This is a genomic window from Rhizobium sp. AC27/96, assembly GCF_001692325.1.
Lineage (GTDB): Bacteria > Pseudomonadota > Alphaproteobacteria > Rhizobiales > Rhizobiaceae > Rhizobium.
Window position 1 is genome coordinate 236,081 of record NZ_LXKN01000046.1, and the last position, 26,859, is coordinate 262,939.

The 26,859-nt window shown below is 60.4% G+C and carries 27 protein-coding genes and 1 tRNA gene; 14 read left to right on the plus strand and 14 right to left on the minus strand.

The window, feature by feature from the left end; translation table 11 throughout:
- The 4 genes from pstA to phoR form a co-directional block, all read right to left on the minus strand.
- Positions 1 to 1,335 carry a phosphate ABC transporter permease PstA gene (gene pstA / locus A6U86_RS26515; protein ID WP_068397410.1) on the minus strand — a complete coding sequence of 445 codons (1,335 nt, stop codon included), beginning with the start codon at positions 1,333 to 1,335 and terminating at the stop codon, positions 1 to 3.
- A complete protein-coding gene (gene pstC, locus A6U86_RS26520; protein ID WP_068397414.1) occupies positions 1,332 to 2,813 on the minus strand; it encodes a phosphate ABC transporter permease subunit PstC in 1,482 nt (493 codons plus the stop codon). The genes pstA and pstC overlap by 4 nt, the downstream gene beginning before the upstream one ends.
- Before the next feature lie 60 nt (positions 2,814 to 2,873).
- Entirely contained in the window at positions 2,874 to 3,908 is a 1,035-nt protein-coding gene (locus A6U86_RS26525) for a substrate-binding domain-containing protein (RefSeq protein ID WP_068397417.1), read from the minus strand.
- Between the two features lie 185 nt (positions 3,909 to 4,093).
- Positions 4,094 to 5,350 (minus strand): phosphate regulon sensor histidine kinase PhoR, encoded by a 1,257-nt coding sequence (gene phoR / locus A6U86_RS26530; protein ID WP_068397419.1) that lies wholly within the window; start codon positions 5,348 to 5,350, stop codon positions 4,094 to 4,096.
- Between the two features lie 249 nt (positions 5,351 to 5,599).
- On the opposite strand from phoR, the gene ppk2 reads away from it, so the two are divergent.
- On the plus strand, positions 5,600 to 6,481 hold the full coding sequence (ppk2, locus tag A6U86_RS26535; RefSeq protein ID WP_068397421.1) for a polyphosphate kinase 2: 882 nt from the start codon (positions 5,600 to 5,602) through the stop codon (positions 6,479 to 6,481).
- 24 nt (positions 6,482 to 6,505) lie between these two features.
- Here ppk2 and A6U86_RS26540 read toward each other — a convergent pair whose 3' ends face one another.
- Entirely contained in the window at positions 6,506 to 7,753 is a 1,248-nt protein-coding gene (locus A6U86_RS26540; protein WP_068397425.1) for a hypothetical protein, read from the minus strand.
- A 266-nt stretch (positions 7,754 to 8,019) separates the two neighbouring features.
- Between A6U86_RS26540 and A6U86_RS26545 the strand changes: the two genes are divergently transcribed.
- From A6U86_RS26545 to A6U86_RS26560, 4 genes are all read left to right on the plus strand, one after another.
- Complete coding sequence (locus A6U86_RS26545; RefSeq protein WP_141683818.1) at positions 8,020 to 8,331, plus strand: hypothetical protein; 312 nt, start codon at positions 8,020 to 8,022, stop codon at positions 8,329 to 8,331.
- A gap of 148 nt (positions 8,332 to 8,479) precedes the next feature.
- A complete protein-coding gene (locus A6U86_RS26550) occupies positions 8,480 to 9,439 on the plus strand; it encodes a nitronate monooxygenase family protein (RefSeq protein ID WP_068397918.1) in 960 nt (319 codons plus the stop codon).
- Between the two features lie 137 nt (positions 9,440 to 9,576).
- Positions 9,577 to 9,652: transfer RNA gene (locus tag A6U86_RS26555), tRNA-Thr, on the plus strand.
- Positions 9,653 to 9,740: 88 nt separating this feature from the next.
- Positions 9,741 to 10,223, plus strand: a complete 483-nt coding sequence (locus tag A6U86_RS26560; protein WP_068397430.1) for a hypothetical protein — start codon at positions 9,741 to 9,743, stop codon at positions 10,221 to 10,223.
- Between the two features lie 37 nt (positions 10,224 to 10,260).
- On the opposite strand, the gene A6U86_RS26565 is transcribed toward A6U86_RS26560, so the two are convergent.
- On the minus strand, positions 10,261 to 10,866 hold the full coding sequence (locus A6U86_RS26565; RefSeq protein ID WP_068397921.1) for a class I SAM-dependent methyltransferase: 606 nt from the start codon (positions 10,864 to 10,866) through the stop codon (positions 10,261 to 10,263).
- Positions 10,867 to 11,131: 265 nt separating this feature from the next.
- On the opposite strand from A6U86_RS26565, the gene A6U86_RS26570 reads away from it, so the two are divergent.
- Entirely contained in the window at positions 11,132 to 11,431 is a 300-nt protein-coding gene (locus A6U86_RS26570; protein WP_068397432.1) for a putative quinol monooxygenase, read from the plus strand.
- Between the two features lie 76 nt (positions 11,432 to 11,507).
- Here A6U86_RS26570 and A6U86_RS34955 read toward each other — a convergent pair whose 3' ends face one another.
- The 3 genes from A6U86_RS34955 to A6U86_RS26580 form a co-directional block, all read right to left on the minus strand.
- Complete coding sequence (locus tag A6U86_RS34955) at positions 11,508 to 11,894, minus strand: hypothetical protein (RefSeq protein ID WP_083196997.1); 387 nt, start codon at positions 11,892 to 11,894, stop codon at positions 11,508 to 11,510.
- Positions 11,895 to 12,117: 223 nt separating this feature from the next.
- Positions 12,118 to 12,333 carry a hypothetical protein gene (locus A6U86_RS35315; RefSeq protein ID WP_141683819.1) on the minus strand — a complete coding sequence of 72 codons (216 nt, stop codon included), beginning with the start codon at positions 12,331 to 12,333 and terminating at the stop codon, positions 12,118 to 12,120.
- A gap of 103 nt (positions 12,334 to 12,436) precedes the next feature.
- Positions 12,437 to 13,663, minus strand: coding sequence for a LysR family transcriptional regulator (locus A6U86_RS26580; RefSeq protein WP_068397435.1), 1,227 nt, complete (start codon positions 13,661 to 13,663; stop codon positions 12,437 to 12,439).
- A gap of 447 nt (positions 13,664 to 14,110) precedes the next feature.
- Here A6U86_RS26580 and A6U86_RS26590 point away from each other — a divergent pair, with 447 nt between their 5' ends.
- The 4 genes from A6U86_RS26590 to A6U86_RS26605 all read left to right on the plus strand — a co-directional run bounded on the left by A6U86_RS26590 (position 14,111) and on the right by A6U86_RS26605 (position 17,994).
- Positions 14,111 to 15,019, plus strand: a complete 909-nt coding sequence (locus A6U86_RS26590) for an ABC transporter substrate-binding protein (RefSeq protein WP_068397439.1) — start codon at positions 14,111 to 14,113, stop codon at positions 15,017 to 15,019.
- Between the two features lie 118 nt (positions 15,020 to 15,137).
- Positions 15,138 to 16,304 carry an ABC transporter permease gene (locus tag A6U86_RS26595; protein ID WP_068397440.1) on the plus strand — a complete coding sequence of 389 codons (1,167 nt, stop codon included), beginning with the start codon at positions 15,138 to 15,140 and terminating at the stop codon, positions 16,302 to 16,304.
- Positions 16,301 to 17,248 (plus strand): ABC transporter ATP-binding protein, encoded by a 948-nt coding sequence (locus A6U86_RS26600; RefSeq protein ID WP_068397442.1) that lies wholly within the window; start codon positions 16,301 to 16,303, stop codon positions 17,246 to 17,248. Before A6U86_RS26595 ends, A6U86_RS26600 begins: the two co-directional genes overlap by 4 nt.
- Positions 17,245 to 17,994, plus strand: a complete 750-nt coding sequence (locus tag A6U86_RS26605; protein WP_068397444.1) for an ABC transporter permease — start codon at positions 17,245 to 17,247, stop codon at positions 17,992 to 17,994. The genes A6U86_RS26600 and A6U86_RS26605 overlap by 4 nt, the downstream gene beginning before the upstream one ends.
- 52 nt (positions 17,995 to 18,046) lie before the next feature.
- On the opposite strand, the gene A6U86_RS26610 is transcribed toward A6U86_RS26605, so the two are convergent.
- On the minus strand, positions 18,047 to 18,430 hold the full coding sequence (locus A6U86_RS26610) for a YciI family protein (RefSeq protein WP_068397445.1): 384 nt from the start codon (positions 18,428 to 18,430) through the stop codon (positions 18,047 to 18,049).
- A 186-nt stretch (positions 18,431 to 18,616) separates the two neighbouring features.
- Here A6U86_RS26610 and A6U86_RS26615 point away from each other — a divergent pair, with 186 nt between their 5' ends.
- Positions 18,617 to 19,012, plus strand: coding sequence for a VOC family protein (locus A6U86_RS26615; protein ID WP_068397448.1), 396 nt, complete (start codon positions 18,617 to 18,619; stop codon positions 19,010 to 19,012).
- Positions 19,013 to 19,069: 57 nt separating this feature from the next.
- Here the strand turns inward: A6U86_RS26615 and A6U86_RS26620 are convergent, their stop codons facing one another.
- Positions 19,070 to 19,462 (minus strand): PRC-barrel domain-containing protein, encoded by a 393-nt coding sequence (locus tag A6U86_RS26620; protein ID WP_068397450.1) that lies wholly within the window; start codon positions 19,460 to 19,462, stop codon positions 19,070 to 19,072.
- A 348-nt stretch (positions 19,463 to 19,810) separates the two neighbouring features.
- Here A6U86_RS26620 and A6U86_RS26625 point away from each other — a divergent pair, with 348 nt between their 5' ends.
- Together A6U86_RS26625 and pgi are read left to right on the plus strand one after the other, a co-directional pair.
- Complete coding sequence (locus A6U86_RS26625) at positions 19,811 to 21,508, plus strand: long-chain fatty acid--CoA ligase (protein ID WP_068397452.1); 1,698 nt, start codon at positions 19,811 to 19,813, stop codon at positions 21,506 to 21,508.
- Between the two features lie 174 nt (positions 21,509 to 21,682).
- Positions 21,683 to 23,308, plus strand: a complete 1,626-nt coding sequence (gene pgi, locus A6U86_RS26630) for a glucose-6-phosphate isomerase (RefSeq protein WP_068397454.1) — start codon at positions 21,683 to 21,685, stop codon at positions 23,306 to 23,308.
- A gap of 138 nt (positions 23,309 to 23,446) precedes the next feature.
- Here pgi and A6U86_RS26635 read toward each other — a convergent pair whose 3' ends face one another.
- The 3 genes from A6U86_RS26635 to A6U86_RS26645 form a co-directional block, all read right to left on the minus strand.
- Positions 23,447 to 24,373 (minus strand): carbohydrate kinase, encoded by a 927-nt coding sequence (locus A6U86_RS26635; protein ID WP_068397456.1) that lies wholly within the window; start codon positions 24,371 to 24,373, stop codon positions 23,447 to 23,449.
- A 77-nt stretch (positions 24,374 to 24,450) separates the two neighbouring features.
- Entirely contained in the window at positions 24,451 to 25,149 is a 699-nt protein-coding gene (locus tag A6U86_RS26640; protein ID WP_068397458.1) for an orotate phosphoribosyltransferase, read from the minus strand.
- Positions 25,150 to 25,282: 133 nt separating this feature from the next.
- Positions 25,283 to 25,933: a TetR/AcrR family transcriptional regulator gene (locus A6U86_RS26645; RefSeq protein WP_068397461.1), complete on the minus strand. Its 651-nt coding sequence runs from the start codon at positions 25,931 to 25,933 to the stop codon at positions 25,283 to 25,285.
- 99 nt (positions 25,934 to 26,032) lie between these two features.
- On the opposite strand from A6U86_RS26645, the gene A6U86_RS26650 reads away from it, so the two are divergent.
- On the plus strand, positions 26,033 to 26,857 hold the full coding sequence (locus A6U86_RS26650; RefSeq protein WP_068397465.1) for an NmrA family transcriptional regulator: 825 nt from the start codon (positions 26,033 to 26,035) through the stop codon (positions 26,855 to 26,857).
- Positions 26,858 to 26,859 lie beyond the last annotated feature (2 nt).

Here is a 26,859-nt window from a genome sequence, read left to right on the forward strand (position 1 = left end):
CTACCAGCGCCGTTCGAAGCGGCGGCGCAGCAGGATCGCGCCGATATTCATCGCAACGAGGAAGAAGAGCAGGACGATGATCGCGCCGGAGGTTCGCTCGACGAACGCCCGTTCGGCTTCGCTCGCCCACATGTAGATCTGCACCGGCAGTGCGGTCGAAGGATCGAGCGGCGATGCCGGGTAGTTGGCGACGAAGGCGACCATGCCGATCAGGAGCAGCGGCGCCGTCTCGCCGAGCGCATGCGCCAGCCCGAGGATGGTGCCCGTCAATATGCCGGGCATGGCGAGCGGCAGGACATGATGGAAGACCATCTGCATGCGCGAGGCGCCGAGGCCAAGCGCCGCGCTGCGGATCGACGGCGGCACCGCCCGCAGGGCCGAACGCGTGGCGATGATGATCATCGGCAGCGTCATCAGGCTCAGTACCAGGCCGCCGACCAGCGAGGCCGAGCGCGGCAGGCCCATCATGTTGATGAAGACCGAAAGCCCGAGCAGCCCGTAGACGATCGAGGGCACGGCCGCCAGATTGTTGATGTTGACCTCGATCAGATCCGTCAGCCGGTTCCTCGGCGCGAACTCCTCCAGATAGATCGACGCGGCGACGCCAACGGGAAGTGCCAGAACCAGCACCGTCAACATCAGATAGAGCGAGCCGATCAGTGCGACGCCGAGACCGGCAGCCTCGGGGCGGCTTGAATTGCCCGACACAAACAGACCGCTGTTGAAGGCTTCGTGCAGAGCGCCGCTCGCCGTCAGCTGCTTCATCCAGCCGAGCTGGCGGTCGGACACCTTGCGATCCTTCTCATCAACCGTGAGGTCGATCTGCCCCTTATTGGCGGAATCGATGTTGGCGCTCGCAAGGACAGTGAGGTTTTGCGTCGTCCCCACGATCGACGGATTGGCGGTCACCTTGTCGCGCAGCACGATCCTGGCGCCATCCGACACCATGGCGGTTGCCTCGCGCACGAGCGCCCGGTTGGAGGGATCGATATCAAGCGCCTTCACCAGGGCATCGCGGATCAGGACCGGATAGTTGGCGACCATCAGCACCTTCGGATCGCTGGCGCGCTTGCCCGTGGGGTCGATGATCTTCTCGGTGAACTCGATCGGGAGCGTGATCGATGTCTGCACGAAGGCCGTATAGCCGTTGCGCACCACCGTCGATACAAGAGTGAGAAGGAAGACCAGCCCGAAGACGACGGCGGCGATGCCATAGGCGCGAAAACGGCGTTCGGCGGCATAACGGCGCTTGATGCCGATATCGCGCCGCGCCGGCGCACCAGGCGTGAGCCCGCGCGGAATATTGTGTGACGGGGAGGAAACGACGCCGCTCATTCGTACTGCTCCCTGTAGCGGCGGACGATGTAGAGCGCGTAGACGTTCAGGCAAAGGGTCAGGCAGAACAGCGTTATGCCGAGCGCGAAGGCGACGAGGGTCTGCGGTGAGGTGAATTCCAGGTCGCCGGTCAGCTGATTGACGATCTTCACGGTCACCGTCGTCATCGGCTCGAAGGGATCGAGCTGCATGCGGGCGGCGACGCCCGCTGCCAGCACCACGATCATCGTTTCGCCAACCGCGCGCGATGCGGTCATCAGCAGCGCACCGACGATACCTGGAAGTGCGGCCGGCAACAGGACGCGTTTCACCGTCTCGGATCGCGTGGCGCCCAGGCCGAGCGAGCCGTCACGCAGCGAGCGCGGCACGGCCATGATGATGTCGTCCGACAGCGAGGAGACGTAAGGGATGAGCATGACACCCATGACGAAGCCGGCGGTCAGGACGCTCTGCGCCTCGATGAAGCTCCGGTAGCTTCCCGTCAGAAGGCCGTCGATCTCGGCCGAGATGTCCCGCAGGAAAGGCCCGACCGTGACGAGGGCAAAAAAGCCGTAGACGATGGTGGGAATGCCGGCCAGCACTTCAAGCATGGGCTTGGCGACGGAGCGGACGCGGGCAGAGGCATATTCGGCCATGTAAATTGCGGCGAACAATCCGATTGGCACGGCAAACAACATGGCGACCAGGCCGATATAGAGCGTGCCGGCCAGCAACGGGATCAGGCCGAAGGTGCCCGATGTCTGCGAACCGGCACCGGCGAAGCGCGGATCCCAGACCGTGCCGAAGAAGAATTCGCTGGCCGGCACCATGCTGAAGAAACGGGCCGCTTCCGACAGCATCGAGACGACGATACCAACCGTCGTCAGCACCGCGATGGAGGATGCTAGGATCAGGGCGCCGAGAATGACCTGCTCGACGCGGTTGCGGGCGCGAAAGCGCAAGGCGATGGCGCGCAGGCCATAGATTGCGCAAAGCAATGACAGCAGAATCGCCGATGCGGACATCACCGTCCGGCTGACCTCGCGCATGCCGTTATACTTGTTGGCGGCGTCGATCATATAGCCCGTCGGGCGAACCGCGAGCGGCACGCCCTTCTGCGCCAGAAGCAATTGCAGGTCGGCCGAGCCGGCGTCGACGGCGGCGAGCTCCTGATCATCGAGCAGGCGCATGCCATGGGCGATGCTGCGCACCATACCGTAGCTGAGATTGAGCTCTGCCGGCGGGAGGCTTTTCACCTCCTCCGGAAACGACTTGATCACCAGCCGATCAATCACGATAGGGCTGACGATCAGCCAGACGCAGACGAGCGCCAGGGCCGGCAGAACCGCCCAGATCGCGGCATAGGCGCCATGATAGCCGAGCCGGGAATGCATCGACGAGGATCTGCCGTCCGACAGCGCAGCCGCCCTCACACGCCCAAGCACGAAGGCAAGGGCGCCGATGACCGACAGGCTTAACAACAGCAGCGATACGCTCATTCCCATTCCCCGGCGAACGCCGGTGCGGATGCAACCCGCACCGGCGCAGTCTCAATGCACTTACATGATCTTCCCGTTGGCGAAGTCCTTGCGGATCTGATCGCGCTCGCTATCCGGAGCAGGCACAAGGCCATATTCCGCCAGCGGGCTGTCCGGCCCGATCATCTGATCGCTCGTGAAGAAATCGACATATTCCTTAAGGCCCGGGATGACGCCCAGATGCGCCTTCTTGACGTAGAAGAACAGCGGACGCGACACCGGATAGGTGCCGTCCGCGATCGTCTGGCCCGACGGCACGATGCCACTGACGGTGGCGACTTTCAGCTTGTCGGCATTGTTCTGGAAGAAATAGAGGCCGAAAACGCCGATGCCGTGCTTGTTGGCATCGATACGGGCCAGCGTCTCGGGATAGTCGCCATCGATATCGACCGCAACGCCATCCTTGCGCACGGCAATGCATTTCTTGGTCTGCAGGCCGGCATCGGAAATCGTCGCCTTGATGACGTCGGCCGCGCCTGACGTCTTGCAGCCGGCCGCAAGAACCTTCTCTTCGAAGACTTCGCGCGTGCCGTGCTTCTCGCCCGGAATATAGGCCGCTATTTCGAAATCAGGCAGCGCCGGATTGATCTGCGACCACTTCTTGTAGGGGTTGGCAACCAGCTTGCCGTCAACGACCACCTCGGCGGCAAGCGCCTTGTAGAGATCGACAGGCTCGAACTTGATATCGGGATTGCTCTTGTCGAAGGCGAAGACGATGCCGTCATAGCCGATCTTGATCTGCTGGATATCGGCAACGCCGGCAGCCTTGCAGGCCTCGACTTCGCTATCCTTGATCGGGCGCGATGAATTGGCGACATCGATGGAATCCGTGCCCACGCCCTTGCAGAATTCCTTGAGGCCGGCGCCGGAACCACCCGACTCGACGACCGGCGTCTTGAAATTGGTAAAGGTCTCGCCGAAGCTTTCTGCAACGATCTTCGCATACGGGAATACAGTGGACGAGCCAGCGATTTGAATCTGATCGCGAGCCACGACGACACCAGCAAAAGCGGTCGACGCAACCATCGCAAGAATGGATAGTTTCAAAGCGTTCATAACGAATCCCCCTGGCGAGCTTTGAAGAGCACTGCGACGGATGCCACATCCGCCAGTTTCAGCGTCTCTTTTCTACTGGCCAAGCACCGCCCTTTTATGTCAGGCGAGTGAAACAATTATGACAAGCTATGCGTTTGAAATATATGCGATAAAACACGCCAAAAACAGGCGATTCACAGAGGCTTTCAGAAACGGACCGTGAAGTCCGTTCCCTTGCCGACTTCCGACTTGACGATCAGCCTGGCGCGATGGCGGGTCAGAATGTGCTTGACGATGGCAAGCCCCAGACCCGTACCCTTCTTGGAACGGCTGTCCTCAACGTTAACGCGATAGAAGCGCTCGGTCAGACGCGGCACATGTTCCGCGGGTATCCCCGGGCCCTTGTCCGAGATGATGACCTCGACCGCCTGGCCCGGCTCGTTCAGCAGCGAAACTTCGACCGACTTGCCCTCCTGACCGTATTTGCAGGCATTCTCGATGAGATTTTCGAACACCTGTACTAGCTCGTCCCGATCACCCAGCACCTCGACCTTGCCGGAGGGCACATTCAGATTGATCGTCACATCGAGATCGCCGGCAAGCGGCAGCAGCGAGTCCCGTACATGGCCAAGCAATGGCACAAGATCGACCTTCTGATCCGGTGCGAGATGCGATTTCAGCTCCAATCGGGATAGAGACAGAAGGTCGTCGACAAGCCGGCTCATGCGCGTGGTCTGATCGAACATGATGCCAAGGAAGCGCTGCTGCGCCTTTAAATCCGATTTCGCCGGCCCCTGGATGGTTTCGATGAAGCCGCGCAACGAGGCAAGCGGCGTGCGCAGCTCATGGCTGGCATTGGCGACGAAGTCGGAGCGCATGCGATCGATATGGCGCAGCTCCGAAATATCGCGGAACGACAGCAGGAAGAAGGAGCCCAGCTCGGCGTCAGATGGCGGCAGGTCGACCGGGGCGATGCGCACGATATAGACACGCTCGGAAGGCAGGCGCTCGGAATGCTCGATCTGGTTCGGCGTGTTGGTCGCGATCGTCTCGCGCACCATGTCAAGCAGGCCGGGGGACCGCAGCTTCGACGAAATGTGGGCTCCGATCGGAAATGCGCCGAAGGCCTTTTCGACGGCGTTGTTCTGCACCAGCACCGATGCCTCGCGGTCGATGATCAGTACCGGAATGTCTAGCGCGGCCAAGCCTGCGAAAACGGTATTGAGCAGAACGCCCGAATCGGCCGGTTCATGCTCGGCCTGCGACGGCACGACGATCCGCTCCACCAGCGGCGGGCGGATCAGCGCGACGATGACCACGATGGCCCAGATCCAGAACACCGCGCCGGTATTATTGTTTCCCATGAGCGCGAGTGCGGCGATCAGCGTCGCCAAAATCAGGATGGCGCTCTCCTGCCGCAGCCTTACTGCCAATTTCCTGACAAATGACCATTCGTCTTCCAACTGCGCCCGTCCCTTCGCCTGCCATCATGGAATGCTGGATTCCGCCTATTAGCCGGGATTCATGACAGAAGTATTCGGCTCCATCCACAGAAGCCGCCAACTCACAGCAATAAATATAGCCGGCAAATGAGGCGAACAGCAAAGGGGTTGAAACTATTGAATAAAAGCCCCAGTTTGCCTGAGGAGCTTTTTTGCCGTGTCCAAGCGGTGAGATTAACGGAACGTAAACAACCGAGGAGCCGGGGATATATGGGAGAGGAAGCCAAAAGCCGCGCGGTGAAACTGGACATCCATGGCACCAAGCGCGTGTTCGATGTCGATGACCCCGTACTGCCAAGCTGGATCGACGACGAGGCGCTGACCTCGGGCGACTATCCCTACAAGAAGAAGCTCAAGGAAGAGGACTATCTGGAAGAGCTGAAAAAGCTGCAGATCGAACTCATCAAGGTGCAATTCTGGCTGCAGGCGACCGGAAAGCGGGTGATGGCCGTGTTCGAGGGGCGAGACGCCGCCGGCAAGGGCGGCTCAATTGCCGCAACATCGGCGCATATGAACCCTCGCCTGGCGCGCGTTGTGGCGTTGACCAAGCCGACGGACCGCGAAGCCGGACAATGGTACTTCCAGCGCTACGTCGCGCAATTCCCGACGGCCGGCGAATTCGTTCTGTTCGATCGTTCATGGTACAACCGCGCCGGCGTCGAGCCCGTCATGGGTTTCTGCACGCCGAAACAATACGAGCAGTTCCTGAAGCAGGCGCCGCAGATGGAAAAGCTCATCGTCCAGGACGGCATCTACTTCTTCAAATTCTATCTCGACATCGGCAGGGAGATGCAATTGAAGCGTTTCCACGACCGGTGCCACGATCCGCGCGCCGTCTGGAAACTATCCTCCATGGATATCGCCGCCCTGCCGAAGTGGAAGGATTACGGCGAAAAGCGTGATCGCATGCTGAAGGATACCCATACCGACTATGCGCCATGGACTGTCGTGCGCGCCAACGACAAGCGCCGCGCCCGCCTGAACCTTATCCGCCACATCCTGCTGACGCTCGACTACGACGGCAAAGACAAGAAGGCCATCGGCGAAATCGACGACAAGATCCTCGGCACGGGATCGGACTTTCTGAAATAGAAGATGGAAGGCAGCAGCCCGGGCCTATTGCCCGGGCAGGACGCGGATGGCGTAGACATTGACGCCGCGGGCCTTGCCGTCCAGATCGCTATTGATGATCAGACGGCCAGGGCTGGTCGGCGCCAGCGAACGATCGTAGCGAACCTGGAACAAAGCATCCGTCTTCTGACGGCTCACCGTGAAGCGATGACGCCCACAGCTGCCGAGCGAGCCGAAATCGCATTCCACGGTAATCTGCGTCGGCGCGTCCGAGGTCGATTGCAATGTCAGCGCGATCGTCGAAGGCTTGCCGGCCATCTGCTGCAGCACGCTGACCGGCACTTCGACGGAGGCATTACCGTCCGGGCCGCTGCTGAGCGAGGTCAGCCGCACGGCCGGCCCTTCATTTTCCGAGACATTTTCAGCCTTCGCCTGCGTGCTGGTCGTGACCTTCGACGCCTCCGTCGGCTTCAGCACCTCGATCCATTCTTCGGAGAAGCTGTTTTGCGGATCGATGGTCGCGAGCCCCGGATTGACCGGACCGCTATTGTCGTCATCCGCCGTGTCGTCGTCGGCATTATCACCGCTGAAGTCCTGCGAATCGACATGGGCCGGGGGATTACGGACGCTCGTATCCCTTTGCGCCGCCGACATCAGGACGCCCGAGGTCTTGATCCACCAGGCGCCGACACCAAGGAAGGCGAGCAGGATGCAAAAGACCAGCAGACGTGAGAAGAATTTGCGCGGCTTGCGGCGAACGGCAGCGCGCTCCGGCTTGAAATTCATCGATCGGGCGTTTGCCGGTGCGGCTGCCGCTACCGGTCGCATGTCGCTGTCGGCGCCGAGGTGATCGGCGGGACCTGCGCGCATGTCGCCGAAATCACCAGCCGATGCCGGAGGTTCGGAAGCCTCCGATTCCACGGAAGCGGAAGTGGGAGCGGAAAGGGGTGGGTCGCGAGTTTCGCCGCGAACGCTCATGACCGGCTCTTGGCGCTGCACCGGCTGTTCGGGCGCTGGCCGCGCTGCGCTCCGGGAGACATGCGGCGCGCCAAGCTCGGGCGCAACGGATAGGTTCTCCGCCGGGCGGGTGCGCTCCTCCGCCTCGATCTCACGGATCGTTTCCTCCAGCCGCTGACGCTGCGCGGAGACGATATTGATATCGGTAATATCCTGCTTGCGGAGACCGGCTTCCAGAGCCTGCCGTGCAGATTGATAGATGCGAGCCCGGATTTCCGGATTGGCGCGATCGGACCGGTCCAACGCGCTTCTGATAGCCGTTTCTAATCCGCTCACATCAGGTCCTTTACTCTCACTCGCAACATACCTGCAGACTCTACCGACAAGACGGCCATGGTCTTTATCATTCGTTAACCGGATTCGGTAACGCCCTGTCCGCCAATACGCAAGCCTCCGACCAAAGCCACAAGCACTCGGGCGGGGATAAATGTCAAAGACGACGCAATTGCGATGGCTGGAAGGCGCATCGGACTGCGCGGAACTCTCTCGACATGATCGATTTTCGAATGATAGCCTTTGTCCCTACAATGAGGTGCAAAAGGATGAGTGATCAAAAGACTCGCGAAAGCCGGTCTCCATTGGAAGACAAGCTTCTTTCCTATGAGCGCGACGGACGGGATGCGTATGGCGAGAACAACAAAGCCAAGCGCAAGGCGATTCCACGATTCAAGGCGCAATCCAATAGGCAAGGCCGACATGCCTCTAATATCGTGGTCGCGCAAATGAGCGGCGATGAAACGGTCGATGAGGAAGCGGGGCTTCTCGAAGCAGACAGGAAAGCTCGACGTCCGGCCAAGAGAAAGATTCCGGATATGGCGCTGGGAGATTATCTCAAGCGGAAAAATAAAATCTAAAGGCTCTCCCCAAATCTGCGAGGAATTTGTTCGGGTTTGGCCATAAGGCCGCCGATTGCACCTCCACGCGAGCACCATCTTCCCCTTCAAAAAGACATCTGTTATTCCTTTGACGTTTTCGTAAACGTCAAAGAAAGGGATGATGTACATGGCCCTCCCCTCAATCCTGACCGAGCGCTTGCGGTTGCCGGTCGTGGCCTCGCCGCTGTTCATCATTTCGCATCCGGCGCTGACGCTGGCGCAATGCAAGGCTGGTGTCGTCGGATCGTTCCCCGCCCTGAATGCGCGCCCTGAAAGCCAGCTCGACGAATGGCTCGCCATAATCACCGAGGACCTTGCAGCCTATAATGCCGCAAACCCCGAGCGTCCGGCAGCTCCATTTGCGGTCAATCAGATCGTCCATACGTCAAACAAGCGTCTGGAACACGATCTGATGCTCTGCGTGAAATACAAGGTGCCGATCGTCATTTCCTCGCTCGGCGCCGTGCCCGAGGTCAATGCGGCCGTGCATTCCTATGGCGGCATCGTGCTGCACGACATCATCAACAACCGCCACGCCAATTCGGCAATCCGCAAGGGCGCCGACGGGCTGATCGCCGTTGCCGTCGGGGCCGGCGGCCATGCCGGCCAGCTCTCGCCCTTCGCGCTCATCCAGGAAATCCGCGAATGGTTCGACGGCCCGCTGCTGCTCGCTGGGGCCATCGCCACCGGTGGCGCCGTTCTGGCAGCCCAGGCAGCCGGCGCCGACATGGCCTATATCGGCTCGCCCTTCATCGCAACGCAAGAGGCTCGCGCCGTCGACGCCTACAAGCAGGCGATCGTCGATGGCACTGCTGCCGATATCGTCTATTCCAACTATTTTACCGGCATCCATGGCAACTATCTGAAGCCCTCCATCGTTGCCGCCGGGCTCGATCCCGACAAGCTCCCGGAAGCCGATCCTTCCAAAATGGACTTCGAAGCCGCCACGACCGGCGTCAAGGCATGGAAGGATATCTGGGGCTCCGGCCAGGGTATCGGCGCGGTCAAGGCGATCCAGCCCGTCGCCGCGCTCGTCGACCGGCTGGAGGCGGAATATCGCCAGGCGCGGGCACGACTGGCGCTCTGAAACAGGCCGGAAGCGGGCGGCTTTTCCTCAGGCTTTTCGCTTTTTTGCCAAATGGCAATTTGGACGCTTGAAATCTGGCCGCATAGACTGTATCAGCGCCATGCAAATCGCAGGGCCGAACCGAAGGCCCTCTGAATGCCGCTTTAGCTCAGTTGGTAGAGCACATCATTCGTAATGATGGGGTCACGTGTTCGAGTCACGTAAGCGGCACCATTTTCCAGGCGCTACTCTTTCCACACATTGCGACAGGCGTTCCCAGGTGCCTGTTTCCACAATTTCGTGGCTGCGACCAGAGGCCCATATGAACGTCATGAATGCTATCGCTGCCATCCTTTATCTGGCAGCCACCGAGATGGCGCTGGCCGCTCCTGCGGATAAGCCAATGCATCTGCTCTGCAAGGATGATGGCAGTGACACCGTCTATGTTCACCTGAATTCCAGGAAGCAGTTCGGCCATGTCCTCAATTGTGTCAGCGGCCCCTTCAGCACCGATATGACCGCCTGCGCGCCCGATGGCGGCTACGGCCTGTCGGCTCCCACCGGAACTGCGGCCCTGATCGGCGTCGTCATGCGCCCGAAGGACTATCAGCGCCACCTTGGCGGCGTCACCGGGTTCAGCCGACAGGGAGACGACGTGACCTTCACCGGAGGCGTCATGGGCTCAAACGGCCTGCAAACATCCTGGACCTTGAAGCTCGATGCGGAGGGCAATGCCGTCGTTCGCGACAAGGCAGGCTCGACACCTTACAAATGCGAGCGGTACACGCCTCCTGGCTCCAACTAAGCCTCTTCGGAATCAGCACGTGCGGCTGCTGATGCGCTCAGAGCCGCTTCAGGGAAAACGAGAAATGTCCCTGGGATTCCACGGTCAGGTATTCGAACTGCCAGTGGAAATCCTTGCAGAACTTGGTGCAGGCCTCTACCACGCCATAGGGCACGGCATCGACAACGTTGCCGGTGCAGAAGTCGTGACCGGCGATGCGCCCGGCCTGCTTGACCTTGGCGTGGCTGATCACCAGCTCTTCCCAGGTGGTCTCGAAACTATGATTGGTGTCGATATAGACCCAGTCTAAGAAGCCGTTGGGAAATTCAGCCAGCCTCACCGTTGAATAGCCTTGCACGATGTGCAGCCGGCCATTGTCCAGCGCGTCCCTGAATTTCGTCTTGATCTGCGTCAGGCCATCCTGGTAGCGGGGCGTGTCCCAGGCATCGATCAGATAGAGCTCTCGCGGCACATTCTTTTCCAGAATCTCGCCGGTGAAATCGCCAAAGGCCGCGCCGATTTCCGCACCGATGCCGCCATGCGGCAAGCGATAAAGAAGTTCGCCGCGATCGGGCAGCAATCGGGCGTTTTCCGTGTGATGCAGGCTGAGCTGCGTCTGCGGCAGAGCGCCCTTGTAGTAAAATCTCGAGTCGCGCGTGTTCATGTGCGGCGGATACCTTCGACGTTGCTGCAGCCGAGGCCGCATAAGCGATCTGCTTTGGAAAGCCTGGATGGTTGAATTCTTGCCATTCATGGCTTGCGTCAGGCATTCGAGACGAAAGACGCGGATCGGGAGCAAAGTACCCGCGTCTTCATCGGCAATCGGCGTTCGAATTTCATCTTTCTATGATAGTGATTGAAACCGGTCGCGGAATCGGCGGCATCCTCTATTTTTCACCCGTGCTATCTATAGTTTCAAGGACATCATCATGATCCACGTTCTCGCGATCCTCACCGCATTGCCCGGCAAGCGGGCCGAAGTGCTCGAAGCCTTCCAGGCCAATGTTCCGGCCGTGCATGCCGAAGACGGCTGCATCGAATATACGGCTGTCGTGGATGTGGAAGGTGCCGATCCGGCATTCGGGCCGGATACATTCGTCGTCGTCGAGAAGTGGGCAAGCATGGACGCCCTGAAGGCCCATGCCGCAGCGGCGCATATGGCCGCCTATGGCGAGAAGGTGAAGCACCTTATGGCCGCCCGCGCCGTACATGTGCTGAACCCGGCATGAGCCGTTGATTTCAAACGGCTGCTAATCTCTGAGGAAGCGGCGCCGAAAGGCGCCGTTTTGCATATCGGTAGCGTGCTCAGTTATGAGAGAAATGCGGCTGGCTATGCCATCTGTGCCAGCCCCCGCCACCATGCCAACCGCCACCGCCATGCCAGCCACCCCCGCGCCAGCCGTGACGATACCCGCCGCCATACCATCTGTGGCCGCCATACCAGCCGCGATTATAGTGGTTACCCCAGCCGTAAAATGCGAAAGGCACGAGGGGCTGGTAGTAATCATCATAATAATAGGGGCGGTAATAACCATAAGGCCGGTAGTAGTACGGCCGGTAGTAGTGGTGGTAATGCCGATGAACGATCACCGTATGATAGTGATGCACGCGGTGATGTGGACGCGCTTCGACTTGAGTTGCAGGTAGGATGATTACGCCGAGCGCGACGAGCGCTGTTGCCAGAATTTTCATTTCCAGCCTCCTTCGATGCCGGACACCAAGGCGGCTCATTCATCCGCGTTTGTCCAGACCGATAGAGTAAACGCGGTTGCGCTCCGATAGTTCCAAAACATCCGGAGATGGCGACGTATTTTCCAAAGATCCCGTTCTGGCCAAGGTCTCGTTAACCCGACTTCGGCAGCTCAACAAAAAACGGCGCCGGAAGGCGCCGTTCTGCATGTCGGATAGTGAGTGATCAGTTATGCGAGAAATGCGGCCTGCTGTGATACCGCCTGTCCCAGCGATGATGATGATCCCAACCGTGATGACGGTCCCAGCCATGGCCGTGACGGTGATGCTCGACGATCACCGGGCCATGATGGCGCCAGTGATGGTTATCACGAGCTTCGGCATAGGTTGCAGGCAAAGCTAGCATGCCCAGCGCGACGAGCGCCGTTGCCAAAATTTTCATTTTAATCTCCTTGGGTGCCGGACGAGATCTTGGGGGCTTAGAATTTTCGTACGTCCGGACTAACGTAACGTACTTAAACGCGAAGATGGCGCGATGGTTCCGCCTATCCACGCGTGGGGAGATATTTTCGGGAGGCTCCCGCCTCCACCATCAGCTCGCGGACTGCCTGCTGGATCAACCGGCAGGCCTCGACTGACGCTTTGCGGCTATTGTGGGCAATATGATAGGACAGTGGCAGGAGCTGATCAGGATCGACGATCCTCACCTTGTCCGAGATCGGCATGGCACTGACGCGGCCGAGAAACGAGACGTAGCCATGATTGGCGACAAGGTCGACGATAACAGGCAGCGAATCGGCCGAGGTGATGTCGCGACCGCGAAACCGCCGCCGATCATGACTGTCGTAACCGAAGGCCGTTGCGGCATTGCCGATGCCGGTTCGCGGGCTCGGCACGCAGAGCGGATGATTTTCCACCAGCGCGGCAAAGGTCTCCTCCTTGCTATCGGGCGGGGCGATCGCCACCATGTCGGTCGCGACCAGCTCCATATGTTCGAAGGCATCGAGGCCGAAAACGGAATCGACGATGGCGACATCGATGCGGCCGGATCGGAGCGCCTCGCGCAGATCGTCCGCCGTCATCAGCATCAGCGACAGCATGTTGCGGTTGCCGCCGATGTTCCAGCGCGACACCAGACTTGCCAGCGAGCGTGCGACCCAGCTTTCCGAGCCGGTGGGAATGATCGAGCCGATGCGCACGGCACGGGCGGTCCGCTGGAAGCGTTCGTCCGCCGCCGCCTTCATCTCGTCCCATGCCTGGGCGATGCCGGCAAGAATGGTGTGAACCTCCTGGCCTGCCTCGGTCAGCACCGATCCCTGTGCCTGGCGCTCGAACAAGCGACAGCCGAACAGTTCCTCCAGATTGGCGATCTGCAATGAAAGCTGCGGCTGACCCAGGCGCAGGCGGCGGGCGGCGCGATTGATGCTGCCCTGATCGGCCACCTCGAGGAAACGCTCGATGGTGGCGATCTTCAGCGACAGACGCGCGGCCCATTGGTCATATCCATCCGGTGGAGGCGGCTCCTTCACCAGGAGCGACAGCTGGCGAATACCGGCAAGAACCGGCTGCAGCGCCTTCTGCACCTTCGAGCTGGCCAAGAGCGTTGCGAGCTCGCCGGAAGCGCGTTCGACAAGCTTCAGCGCCAACTCCGTTTCGAGACGGCGAAGCGCGCTCGAGACGGTGGAGGCCGAAAAGGAAAGCCGGCGAGCGGTCTCCCTTACCGAGCCGATGGAAAATACCATGTCGGCTATGAACAATGCGCCGAGATACAAGCCGTTCTTCCTTCCAAGCCGATTGCGCGCCTTCCGTGCGGACGCGGCGGCGCCGATGATATCCGGACGATATGACGTGTTCTCGAAAAAAGATATCCCTAAGAACTAAGGCGACCGCTATCGTTTTTTCGTCGCCTAACTGATCCAGACACCAAAATGAGATCGGAACAGCGTCAAACGGGTAAGGGGAACAAAAACAAACGCACTTGCCCCCGAAAAAAGAAATCCAATTTCGCGCGAATGTCGAGTACGCTCGTCATAATCGCGCGACTGCAGCGGGAAACCGAAGCGCCATCGATTTTTCCGATGCGTACGCTTAGCCCGCAGCAGCCACAAATTCGCCTGTGGGTCGCCGATCCGCACGAAAACCTGCGTGTCCGGACAGTGGCCTTGAGGCGGCTCGGGCATGCAGGGCTAAAGATTTAACGGGGTACAAAGGGAAACATCATGTTCAAGAAGCTTGCACTTGCCGCCACGCTGACGGCGCTTCTCGCCAGCGGTGCCAGCGCCGCCGACGTCGTCGTCTCCTCCAAGATCGACACCGAAGGCACCCTGCTCGGCAACATCATCCTGGCCGCGCTCAATGCCAACGGCATCAAGGCGCAGGATCGCATCGCGCTCGGCACGACGCCGGTTGTGCGCAAGGCAATTACCGCCGGTGAAATCGACATCTATGCCGAATATACCGGCAATGCCGGCTTCTTCTTCAACAAGGCCGACGATGCGGCCTGGAAGAACCTGCAGCAGGGCTACGACCTCGCCAAGAAGCTCGACTATGACGCCAACAAGATCGTCTGGCTGACGCCTTCGCCCGCCAACAACACCTGGGCGATCGCCGTGCGCAGCGATGTTGCCGGCCCGGCCAACCTCAAGACCATGTCCGATTTCGGCAAGTGGGTTGCCGGCGGCGGCGCGGCCAAGCTTGTGGCCTCCTCCGAATTCGTCAACTCTCCGGCAGCACTTCCCGCCTTCGAGACGACCTATAGCTTCAAGCTGAAGCCGGATCAGGAAATCGTGCTTTCTGGCGGCGACACCGCGGCCACGATCAAGGCTGCGGCCGACCAGACCAACGGCGCCAACACGGCGATGGTCTATGGCACCGACGGCGCCATCGAAGCGGCTGAACTGACGGTTCTCGAAGACGACAAGAGCGTGCAGCCGGTCTATGCACCGACGCCGATCGTCCGCGAAGCCGTACTGAAGGCCAATCCGAAGATCGAAGAAGTTCTCGCTCCGATCTTCAAGGGCCTGACCGCCGATGTACTGCGCAAGCTGAACGGTCGCATCCAGGTGGACGGCGAGCCGGCCAAGGCTGTCGCTGAATCCTACCTCAAGGACAATGGCTTCCTGAAGTAAGGCTTGATCACTGTTCCCGCGGCTCCATTTCGATCCATGGAGCCGCGGGACGTCGAATGGGCATGATCTTGTCCGAAACCGCCTCATTTTGGGCTCATGCGCTGACGGAGCTTGCCTTATGGAAGATGCGCTAACAGTCCGCAGAGTGGACCGTCTCGGAGTGGTGCTGGTGGCTGGGGGCGCGCTGGCTCTAACCTGGATGCCGTTCATCATCGTCAAGGCAAACCGCATCGCCGCTGGCAAGCCACAATTGCTGACGCAGCTCATCGCCCAGCCCTCGGCAATATGCCTGCTCGTTCTCCTGATCGCAGCCGCGCTTGCCGCGCTTTTCCTGCATAACCAATTCATCCGCCTCGGCATCGCGACGCTTGCGATCACCGTGCTCATCGTCACGCTCGGGCTCGTTTCGACAGCCGCGACACCAACTGGAAGTACCGTCGCACGCATAACACCCGGCGGCTGCTTCTGGGTGCTGCTCGCCGTTGTCGGCCTGATGATCTCAGATGCACTGGTGAAGCTGCGGTTGACACCCTGGCTCAGGGTCGCCGCACTGGCGCTCTATGCTGTGCTGCTCTTCGCCATTTTGCGCTCCGGGCTGCTCGACAACCTGTCGATCATGAAGGAATACGCCAACAATGCCGATAAGTTCTGGCGCGAGGCGCTCGGCCATGTGTTCCTGTCACTCGGTTCCGTTGCCATCGCCATCGTGCTTGCCCTGCCGCTCGGCATCTTCTGTTTTTGGCAGCCGAGGCTGCGCGCCGTGGTCCTGCGGGCATTGAGCCTGGTGCAGACCATCCCGAGCCTGGCGCTCTTCGGCATTCTTATGCTGCCGCTCGGCTATATCGCAGCCCATGTGCCCTTCGCCGCCGATATCGGCGTCAAGGGTATCGGCGTCGCGCCGGCGCTGGTGGCCCTCGTCATTTATTCGCTGCTGCCAATCGTCGCCAATACAGTCGTCGGTCTTACCGGTGTCGATCCGTCCGTGCGCGATTCCGCTGCCGGCATGGGCCTGACACGCCGGCAGATCCTGACCGGCGTCGACCTGCCGCTCGCTTTTCCTGTTATCCTCACCGGCATCCGTATCGTGCTGGTGCAGGCAATCGGCCTCGTAACAGTTGCAGCCCTTATCGGCGGCGGCGGTTTCGGCCTCTTCATCTTCCAGGGCATCGGCCAGACGGCCAACGACCTGGTGCTGCTCGGCGCCGTGCCGACGGTCATTCTCGCCTTCTCATCGGCCGTCATCCTCGATGCGGTCATCGACAGCATTCGGGGACAACGCACATGACCAACATGATCGAGTTGAATGGCGTTACCAAGCGCTACGGCGCCGCCACTGTGGTCGACGACGTCAGCATGAGCATGGAGAAGGGCACTATCACCGTCATCGTCGGCACCTCCGGCTCCGGCAAGTCGACGCTCATGCGGATGATCAACCGGCTTGTGCCGATCTCCGAGGGCAGCATCTCAGTTGACGGCGAGGATATCATGAGCGTGCCGGCGACCGAGCTTCGCCGCCGCATCGGCTACGCCATCCAGGGCCATGGGCTGTTCCCGCACCGTACCGTCGCGCAGAACATCGCCACCGTGCCCGAGCTTCTCGGCTGGGACAAGGCACGGATCGACGGCCGGGTCGAAGAACTCCTCAATCTCTTCCGTCTGGACCCCGGCACCTTTGCCGCCAAATATCCGAGCCAGCTTTCCGGTGGCCAGCAGCAGCGTGTCGGTGTTGCCCGTGCCCTTGCCGCCGAGCCGGAGGTGCTGCTGATGGACGAGCCCTTCGGCGCGCTCGACCCCGTCATCCGCGGCAAGGCGCAGGACGATCTGCTCGCCATCCAGAAGCAGTTCGGCACGACGGTCATTCTCGTCACCCACGACATGGACGAAGCCTTCCATCTCGGTGACAAGATCGCCGTCATGAGCGGCGGCAAATTGCTGCAATGTTCCGAGCCCGAAAAAATCCTGACCGAGCCGGCCGATCCCTTCGTTCAGCAATTGACCGGTACGTCCGACCGCGCGCTGAAGCTGATGTCGCTGCTGCCGCTGAAGGACAGCATGCAGCCTCCGAGGGCCGGCCTCGGCCACAGCCTGCCGCAAACCCTCAATCTGCGCGATGCCCTGGCCGAGCTCATCTGGCAGGGCGCGGATGAGGCTTCCGTCGAGGATGAGCGTAAGGTGCCCGTCGGCTCGATCTCAATCCAGCATCTGATCGAACTGGGCCGCAAAGCATGAGATTTTTCGCCGCCAATCTCTTCCGTCTTTTGGCACTGGCGTTGCTGCTGGTGATGCTCTTCCGCCCGGAATGGCTGACACCCGTTCTGGCGCCGCTGACCAAATTCGGCGCGTCGCCGATCTATACGCAGAATAGTCTGCCGAGCCTGGCGCTCTCCCATCTCGAACTGATCTTCGTCTCCATAGCCGCGAGCGGGATACTGGCCGTTCTCGGCGGCATCTTCGTCACGCGGCCGGTCGGTGCCGACTTCCTGCCGCTGTCACGGGCGATCGCCAATGCCGGCCAGACCTTTCCTCCCGTCGCGGTGCTGGCACTGGCCATTTCCACCACCGGCTTCGGCGCGGTGCCGACATTCATCGCGCTGTTTCTCTATGCACTGTTGCCGATCTTCGAAAATACCGTCGCCGGCCTGCAGCAGGTGCCGGCATCCGTTCTCGACGCCGCCGACGGCATGGGCATGGATGGCTGGCAGCGACTGGTCCGGGTGGAGCTGCCGCTCGCCCTGCCGCTGATCATCGAAGGGTTGAAGATCGCCACCGTCATCAATATCGGCACGGCAACGATCGGCTCCACCGTCGCAGCCAAGGGCCTTGGCGAAGTGATCATTGCCGGGCTGATCAACGATAACACCGCCTTCATCCTGCAAGGCGGCCTGATCGTCGGCCTGATGGCGGTATTGATCTATGACGGCATGGAAATGATCGAACATTCCATAACCCGCAAGATCGGCCTGCAGCCTAATTGACGAGAGGCGAGTGTCGTCTTACCGAATCGCAATGGGCGGCAACTGAGACCTATTAGTCTTCCTCGCGCGCGCCCAGTGATGCTCCCGGCAGGTAAAGCGAGATCGGCCTGATCTCATAGACGGCGGTCGGGTTGACGCGGCGCAGATCGCGCGCCGCTTCCACAGCCGCCTCCAGCGTCGGAAAATCGACCACATAAAAGCCGAGCAGTTGCTCCTTGGTCTCGGCAAATGGGCCATCGACGACCATGCCCGCGCCCTTGCCGCGCAAGGTTACGGCGCCCTGCGTGGCGCCAAGACGCGCGGCCGGCCCGAGCGACTTTTGCTTGATGAGGCGATCGTTGATCTGAAGCAGATCGCTCATCAGCGCCGCATCCTCTTCCTCGCTCCAGGATTTGACGATGCCCTCTTCGTGATAGGCCAGAATGGCAAAATACATCGGTTCTCCCCCCTTCGGACACGCACCAGCTTCGGCCGGTCGGGCCGTTTCCTCACCGCGTGGGATTGTAAGCAGACTGTTCGAAATTCAGAAGCCCCCAGATTGACCTATCATCTCTCCCACGCTTGCCATCAACCCGTGACCGATGGCATGGACTGCAGATTCTGATGATCCAAGGAGGCGCCGATGGCCAAGATGATTCACTCGATGATCCGCGTGCTCGACGAGGGGCGTTCGGTCGACTTCTACAAAAAGGCGTTCGGGTTGGAGGTTGCCGACCGCATCGCCTTCGAAACCTTCACGCTTGTCTATCTCAGCAATGCCGAGAGCGGCTTCGAGCTGGAATTGACGGTCAATCAGGGCCGCAGCCAGCCTTATGCGCTTGGCGATGCCTATGGCCATCTCGCCGTCTCAGTGGCAGAACTGAGGGATGAGCATGCACGCCTGACCACGCTCGGGCTCAATCCCGGCAAGATCATCGAACTCAATCGCGATGGGAAACTGTTCGCCTTGCTGTTCTTCCTCACCGACCCCGACGGTTACAAGATCGAGGTCGTGCAGAGATACGGGCGGTTTCAATAGGCCGCACAAACCAAAGCCCCGCGCCGGCGGGGCTTGTCAAAGCGGATCTACCGGCGCTCACATCCAATATGGCGGTACGCCAAAGTAGTCATGGCTCTTGTGGCCATGATCCTTATGGTCGTGGTCGTCCTTGCTGGCGAAGCGGCGCGCTTTTTCGATGTCGTTCTTGGTCATGGCGACGCGATAGCCGTCGATACGGGCATCGTAGCGCAGCTTTTGCCATGGCAAGCGGTAGTGATCCTGACCGATGCCGAAAAAGCCGCCGAAGCTCAGAATGACAAACGCGATGCGTCCATCGCTTTTTTCCAGCATCAGGCGCTCGATATGGCCAATCTGCTTGCCGTCCGATCCGAATACCTTGGATCCCTCGACGCGGTCGCAGGCAACCAGCATCGACATGTCCTTCACGTAAAGGTCACGGCCAGCGGTATCGGCAATCTCCCTATGCATATGCGCACCTCCTTTTGGATACGCGTCACATAAATGCTGGAGCGTCCGATCTGCTCTTTGAGGCGAGACGATGCTCCGGTGGGTTTCCGCCCACGGACCCATTAACGCTCCGTTACGGGAAAAGTTCCAGCATTTTTTTCAAAACTGTAAAAAAACGTGAGCGCACAGTCGTTATTGACGTTTACGTCAAGGTTATTATAGCTTCTATAAGGCTCTCATGATTTAGTTGAGAGCGAATGCTGCGAAGATATGAAAAGCGGGAGACTTTTCGCTCGCGCAGTGACAGTTTACATAACCGCCGCTACAAACGGCGGGGCGTGGTGATGATGCGTAGAGGAGGAAGTGCGCATGAATTCAGTCTCCGCTCCTTCGGATAGACCGCAGGTCAAGAAGATTTGGCTTGCATCCTATCCGGATATCGTACCGGCAGAACTGCCGCCGCTGGAGCATGCATCACTCGTCGAGCTGTTGGAGGAAAGCTGCGCGCGCTACGCCGACCGGCCCGCCTTCACCAGCATGGGCAAATCGATCACCTATCGTGATCTCGGCACGCAAACGCGCAAGATCGCTGCCTGGCTGCAAAGCCTCGGCCTGCAAAAGGGCGACCGGGTCGCCGTGATGATGCCGAACGTGCTGCAGAATCCGATCGCCACCTACGGCATACTGCGCGCCGGCCTCGTCGTCGTGAACGTCAATCCGCTCTATACGCCGCGCGAACTTGAACACCAGCTTCGCGATTGCGGCGCCAAGGCGATCTTCGTCCTCGAAAACTTCGCCCATACCGTGGAACAGGTGCTGGCGCATACGGATGTGCGCCATGTGGTGGTCACCTCACTCGGCGACATGCTGGGCGTGAAGGGCCATATCGTCAATTTCATCGTCCGCAAGGTGAAGAAACTGGTGCCGGCCTGGTCGATCCCGGGCCATCGCAATTTCAAGGCTGTGGTCGCCGAAGGTGCACGCCTGCCATTGAAGCCCGCCGAGCTTTCCGGAAACGACATCGCTTTCCTGCAATATACCGGCGGCACGACCGGCGTTGCCAAGGGCGCGATCCTGACGCATTCCAACCTGCTCGCCAATCAGCTGCAGCTGCTGCTCTGGCTGCAATCCGCCTATATCAACAAGCCGCGGCCCGAGCAGCTGACCTTCGTCTGCGCGCTGCCGCTCTATCACATTTTCGCGCTGACGGTGAATTCGCTGATGGGCATGTCGCTCGGCGGCCACAACGTGCTGATCGCCAATCCGCGCGATATACCCGGCTTCATCAAGGAGCTCGGCAAATACAAGTTCGACATGTTCCCGGGCCTCAACACGCTGTTCAATGCCCTGATGAACAATCCGGAATTCACCAAGCTCGACCTCTCCAACACCGGGACGCTTGCGGGCGGCATGGCGGTGCAGCGGCCGGTCGCCGAGCGCTGGCAGAAGATGACGGGCGCCTGGATCACCGAAGGCTACGGCCTTTCCGAAACATCCCCCGTCGCGAGCGCCAATCGCTTCGACAGCCCGGAATTCACCGGCACGATCGGCCTGCCGATAACAGGCACCGATTTCGATATTCGCGACGAAAACGGTAATTCGCTGCCGCTCGGCGAAGTCGGGGAAATCTGCATCCGCGGACCGCAGGTGATGGCCGGCTACTGGAAGCAGCCGGCCGAAACCGCACGCGTGATGACATCGGACGGCTTCTTCCGCAGCGGCGACATGGGCTTCATGGACGAGCGCGGCTATACGAAGATCGTCGACCGCAAGAAGGACATGATCCTGGTCTCGGGCTTCAACGTCTATCCGAACGAGATCGAAGAAGTTGCCATGATGCATCCTGGCGTTCTCGAGGCGGCGGCAATCGGTGTTGCGGACCCGCATTCCGGCGAGGCGGTGAAGCTCTTCATCGTCAAGAAGGACCAAGCTTTGACCGAGGCCGACATCAAGGCGCATTGCGCCGCCAACCTCACCAACTACAAGCGTCCTCGCTTCATCGAATTCCGTACCGAGCTGCCGAAATCAAATGTCGGCAAGATCCTGCGCAAGGAGTTGCGCGGCTGACATAATCCCATGTCATTCAGGAGGCCGTTCGCCTTAGCCGGCGAGCGGCCTTTTTTCGTTTTGGACGATACGTGAACTTGATTTACGCCCTACATAGGGAATAGTTTCCGCGACCAAACTCAAAGCGCCCTGCCCTGTCTGACGGCTTGTGGCGCGAACCGCAAGGAGCCTCCCATGAACGCCCTCGTCGATCAACTGAAGAGCACCGCATCGGCAACGAAGGCAACGGACATTCGCGCCGCCTTTGCTGCCGATCCCAAGCGCTTCTCCCACTTCAGCGCTTCCTTCGACGACCTGCTGATGGATTTTTCCAAGACGGCGGTGAACGACCAGATCCTCGGCCTGCTCGAAAAGCTCGCAACCGAGGGCGGCGTCGCTGCCAAGCGCGAGGAAATGTTCTCCGGCGTTGCCATCAATTTCACCGAAAACCGCGCCGTGCTCCACACAGCACTTCGCAACCGCTCCAACACGCCGGTGCTGGTCGACGGCAAGGATGTAATGCCTGACGTCAACGCCGTGCTGGCGGCCATGGGCAAGTTTGCCGACGGCATCCGCTCCGGCGCGCTCAAGGGCTCCACGGGCAAGGCGATCACCGATGTCATCAATATCGGCATCGGCGGTTCCGATCTCGGCCCGGTCATGGCGACGCTGGCGCTGGCTCCTTTCCATGACGGTCCGCGCTCGCATTTCGTTTCCAACATCGACAGCGCCCACATCGCCGACATTCTGAAGCTCGTTAAGCCGGAAACGACGCTCTTCATCGTCGCGTCGAAGACCTTCACGACGATCGAAACGATGACCAATGCCCAGACGGCGCGCAAGTTCATCGCCGACGCGCTCGGTGAAGCTGCCGTGCAGCATCATTTCGCCGCCGTCTCGACGGCGCTCGACAAGGTTGCCGCGTTCGGCATCGACAGCCAGCGCGTTTTCGGCTTCTGGGATTGGGTTGGCGGCCGCTACTCGATCTGGTCGGCCATCGGCCTGCCGCTGATGATCGCCGTCGGCCCGGAAAACTTTGGCAAGTTCCTCGACGGCGCGCATGCGATGGACAACCACTTCCGTCAGGCGCCGTTCAAGGAAAACCTGCCGATGCTGCTCGGCCTCATCGGCTTCTACCATCGCAACGTGCTCGGCTACACGACGCGCGCCATCCTGCCCTATGACCAGCGCCTGTCGCGCTTCCCGGCCTATCTCCAGCAGCTCGACATGGAATCGAACGGCAAGGGCGTCACCATCGACGGCACGCCGGTGGAAGGCAATTCCGGTCCGGTCGTCTGGGGCGAACCGGGCACCAACGGCCAGCACGCCTTCTACCAGCTCATCCACCAGGGCACGAGCGTCATCCCGGCCGAGTTCATGATCGCCGCCAACGGTTTCGAGCCAGAGCTGCGCCACCAGCATCAGCTGCTGATGGCCAATTGCCTTGCACAGTCGGAAGCACTGATGAAGGGCCGCACCTTCGAGGAAGCCAAGGAACAGCTCACCTCCAAGGGCATGGACGACAAGAAGGCCGATTTCATCGCACCGCATCGCGTCTTCACCGGCAACCGCCCATCAATCACCTTCGTCTACGACAAGCTGACGCCGTTTGCCCTGGGACGCCTGATCGCACTCTACGAACATCGAGTCTTCGTCGAAGGCGTGCTGTTCCGCATCAACTCCTTCGACCAGTGGGGCGTCGAGCTCGGCAAGGAACTGGCAACCGGTCTGCTGCCGGTTGTCGAAGGCAAGGAAAGCGCTACAGGCCACGATTCCTCGACACAAGGTCTGGTGGCTGCGCTGGCAAGCCGCGCGAAGTAAGGCATTTATTCACCTCCCCCTTGAGGGGGGAGGTGGCCGCAAAGAGGCGGGTGGGGGTGACTGAACTCTCCCATTGCCCGAAGGATCACCCCACCCCGGCACTGCGTGCCGACCCTCCCCCTCAAGGGGAGGGTTAGACTAGAGCCCGATCTCAGCTGCCCAAGGCGGATTAGCGCCGGCGCGGGACACTGTCACCGCCGCAGCCTTGGCGCCCAAAGCCAGTGCATCCTGCAGCGCCCTCTCATCGAGCGAAGCCACCTGCGCCTTGGTCAGCAGACCATTCATCTTCAGCGAGGCCAGGATGCCGGCATCGAAGGTGTCGCCAGCGCCGACCGTATCGACGACGGTGACGCGCTCGCTCGGCACGGAGACTTTCAACGACTTGGTATAGCCCGTCGCCCCCTCGGCACCCTTCGTCACGACGACCAGCTTGGCGCCCTGGTTCAGCCAGTGAGCGGCGAGTTCGTCATGATTTCCTGATATGCCGAACCACTCCAGATCCTCGTCCGAGAATTTCAGGATGTCGGACATGGCGGCCATGCGGCCGATGCGGCCCATATGCGCCTGTTTGTCCTTGATGAAGCCCGGGCGGATATTCGGATCGAGCGAGATGACGCGGCTTTGATATTCGCGCTTCATCAGCGCCTCATAGGTTGCGCCGCAGGGATCGGGGATCAGGCTGATCGCGCCGAAATGCAGGGCTTCGCAATCATCGCCGAGTGCCGGGAGGTCTGCCTCGGTGATCATGCGGCCAGCGGAGCCTTCATCGTAGAAGGCGTAGGTCGCCTGGCCATTGACGAGCTTGACGAACGCGATGGTGCTGGGACGCGGTGCGATGGCGCAGTAGCTATAATCCACCTTGGACGCAGACAACGTGTCGCGCAGGATCTCACCCATCATGTCGTCGGCAATGCCGGTGAAGAAACCTGTGGGCACGCCGAGGCGGCCAAGCGCTATGGCGGTGTTGAAGATCGCGCCGCCGGCATAGGGCGCAAAGCCCTTTTCGCCCTGCGTCGTCTCCCGCGGCAGCATGTCGATCAAAGCTTCGCCACAGCACAATATCATTCCGGCCTCCCAAAGAGCGCGTCTGTCGTATCCAGGTTCATAAATCGATTAGATAAATTCACGGCAAAAGCAAAGCGTCAGTTTGTGGGCAGCTCCGAAATGCCGCCGTTCCAGCCCGACCAGGTGAGTGGTGCGTTGAGAAAGGCCTCGACTTCCTCGAGCGTCTTGTCGTCGAACAGCTTCTGCTCCTTGGCGACCGCAAGCACATCACGCCAGGTGGCGATGTGATGCAGGCGGACCTTCTTGTTGGCAAAGCGTTCGACCGCCTCCGGGAAAATGCCGTAGTAGAACAGCGCCATGCCATGATCGACGATGCCGCCGGCGGCGCGGATGGCGTCGATGAAGGTGAACATGCTGCCGCCGGCCGTCGTCAGATCCTCGATGACGAGCACGCGGGCGCCGTCCTTCATGTCACCTTCGATCTGGGCGTTGCGGCCATGTCCCTTCGGTTGCTTGCGCACATAGATCATCGGCAGGTTCAGCCGCTCCGCCAGGAAGGCGGCGAAGGGAATACCCGCCGTTTCGCCGCCGGCAACGCAGTCGAACTGCTCGAAGCCGACATTGCGGACGATGATACTTGCGGCGAAATCCATGACCGTCGAGCGGATGCGCGGATAGGAGATCAGCTTGCGGCAATCGATATAGACCGGGCTCGCCATGCCGGAGGCAAATTTATAGGGCTTGTCGGCGCTGAAATGGACCGCCTTGATCTCCCAAAGCATCCTGGCCACCAACTCCGCCATGACGGCGCGATCGGTAAATGTCATCTGGGTCATTCGGGTCTCCTTCGCAGCGCTAATGTTCCAGCGGCAATAGCAGTTGGCGGCCCTGGTTTCCAGACGAATAGAAGGTTTTGCATGCATCTGTCGCCACGATAGACGCAAGGTCTGCAGGCTGTGGCGGATGCGCCTACCGGATCGCGCCGAGATCGGCCGGCAGCATGGTCTTGAACAGGGCGATCGCTCTATCCCCTTCGTCTCTTTCGATCGAAATCGCATAGCGGACGGCGGCGGCGACCAGCTGCATGGTCAGTCGGGCAATCCTTGCAAGCTCCACGCGATCACGCTCCGGCCAAAGACGCACGAGAACAGTGAGGAAGGCCTGCGAATGCCATTCCGTATCCTCCGCGTCGACCTGCTGCAGCAGCTTGTCCGCTTGGGTGGCATGCCAGATATCGCGCATCACGGGCTCGCCAAGAAACATGGCGTAGTAGCCGTCGACAATGCGGCCGAGCCCGGCCTGCAGGTCGCCGATGCTCTTGATCGCCAGCAGCTCGTCCTCGACGCATTGCCGCCCCTGCTCGTTGAAGCGCTCGGCCAGCACGCGGATGATCGCGGTCTTGTCGGGGAAATATTGATAGAGCGAGCCGAAGGAGACGTCGGCCTTCTCGACGATCTCGCCCATGCGCAGCGCATCGCTGCCATTGCTGGCGATCAGCTCCGTTGCGACAGCCAATATGCGCTCGACCCGTTCGCGACCGCGCTGCTGGCTGGGGATGCGCCGCGGCGTGCCCGCCTCATCCTTGCTGCGCCTGCGTCTCGCCACCGGTTCCTGCGCCATTTCATTCCTCGCTCGTCACTGTTGACAAGCAATATAAGAGAGTTTATCACATTTGGCAAATGAGAGAATTTATCACATTTTGAACCTGGGGAGTTTGATATGCAGATCTCGACAGTCGCCATCATCGGCGGATTGGGAAAAACCGGAGGCCGGGTCGCCGAGCGACTGAAGGAGCGTGGCATCCATGTCCGCGCCGCATCGCGCTCGACGACGCCTCGCTTCGATTGGCAGGACCGCGGCACATGGCGTCAGGCGCTGGAAGGCGCTTCCACCGCCTATGTCACCTTCCAGCCGGATCTTGCCGTCGCCTGGGCGGCCGAAGCAATTTCGGCCTTTGCGAAGACGGCAGTCGTGGCTGGTGTCGGGCATATCGTCCTGCTGTCTGGCCGCGGCGAGGACGGCGCTGTCCTCAGCGAAAGGGAACTCAAGGCTGTCGGCGTCGACTACACCATTCTGCGTGCCAGCTGGTTCAACCAGAATTTCAGCGAGGGTGCCTTTCTGGACGGGCTTCTCCAGGGAAAGCTGGCCTTGCCGGCCGGAGATGTCGTCGAACCTTTCGTTGATGCAGGCGATCTTGCCGACGCCGCGGTCGAGGCTCTGACCAATCCGCGCCATCGCAACCAGACCTACGAGCTGACGGGACCTCGTGCTCTGACGTTCCGCGACGCCGTTTCCGAAATCGCGGCCGCTTCCGGCCGGGCTGTTACCTACGAAACAGTCCCTATTGATGCCTTTATCGCCGAGATGACCGCTTTCGGCTTGCCGCAAGAGGCGACCGATCTCCTGCATGAACTGTTCACGCAAGTTCTGGACGGGCGCAATTCTCGCGTCGAAGAAGGCGTGAGACAGATCCTTGGAAGGCAACCAAAGGATTTTTCCGATTATGCCCGCGAAACCGCATCAACCGGCATCTGGAGCATCTAGCC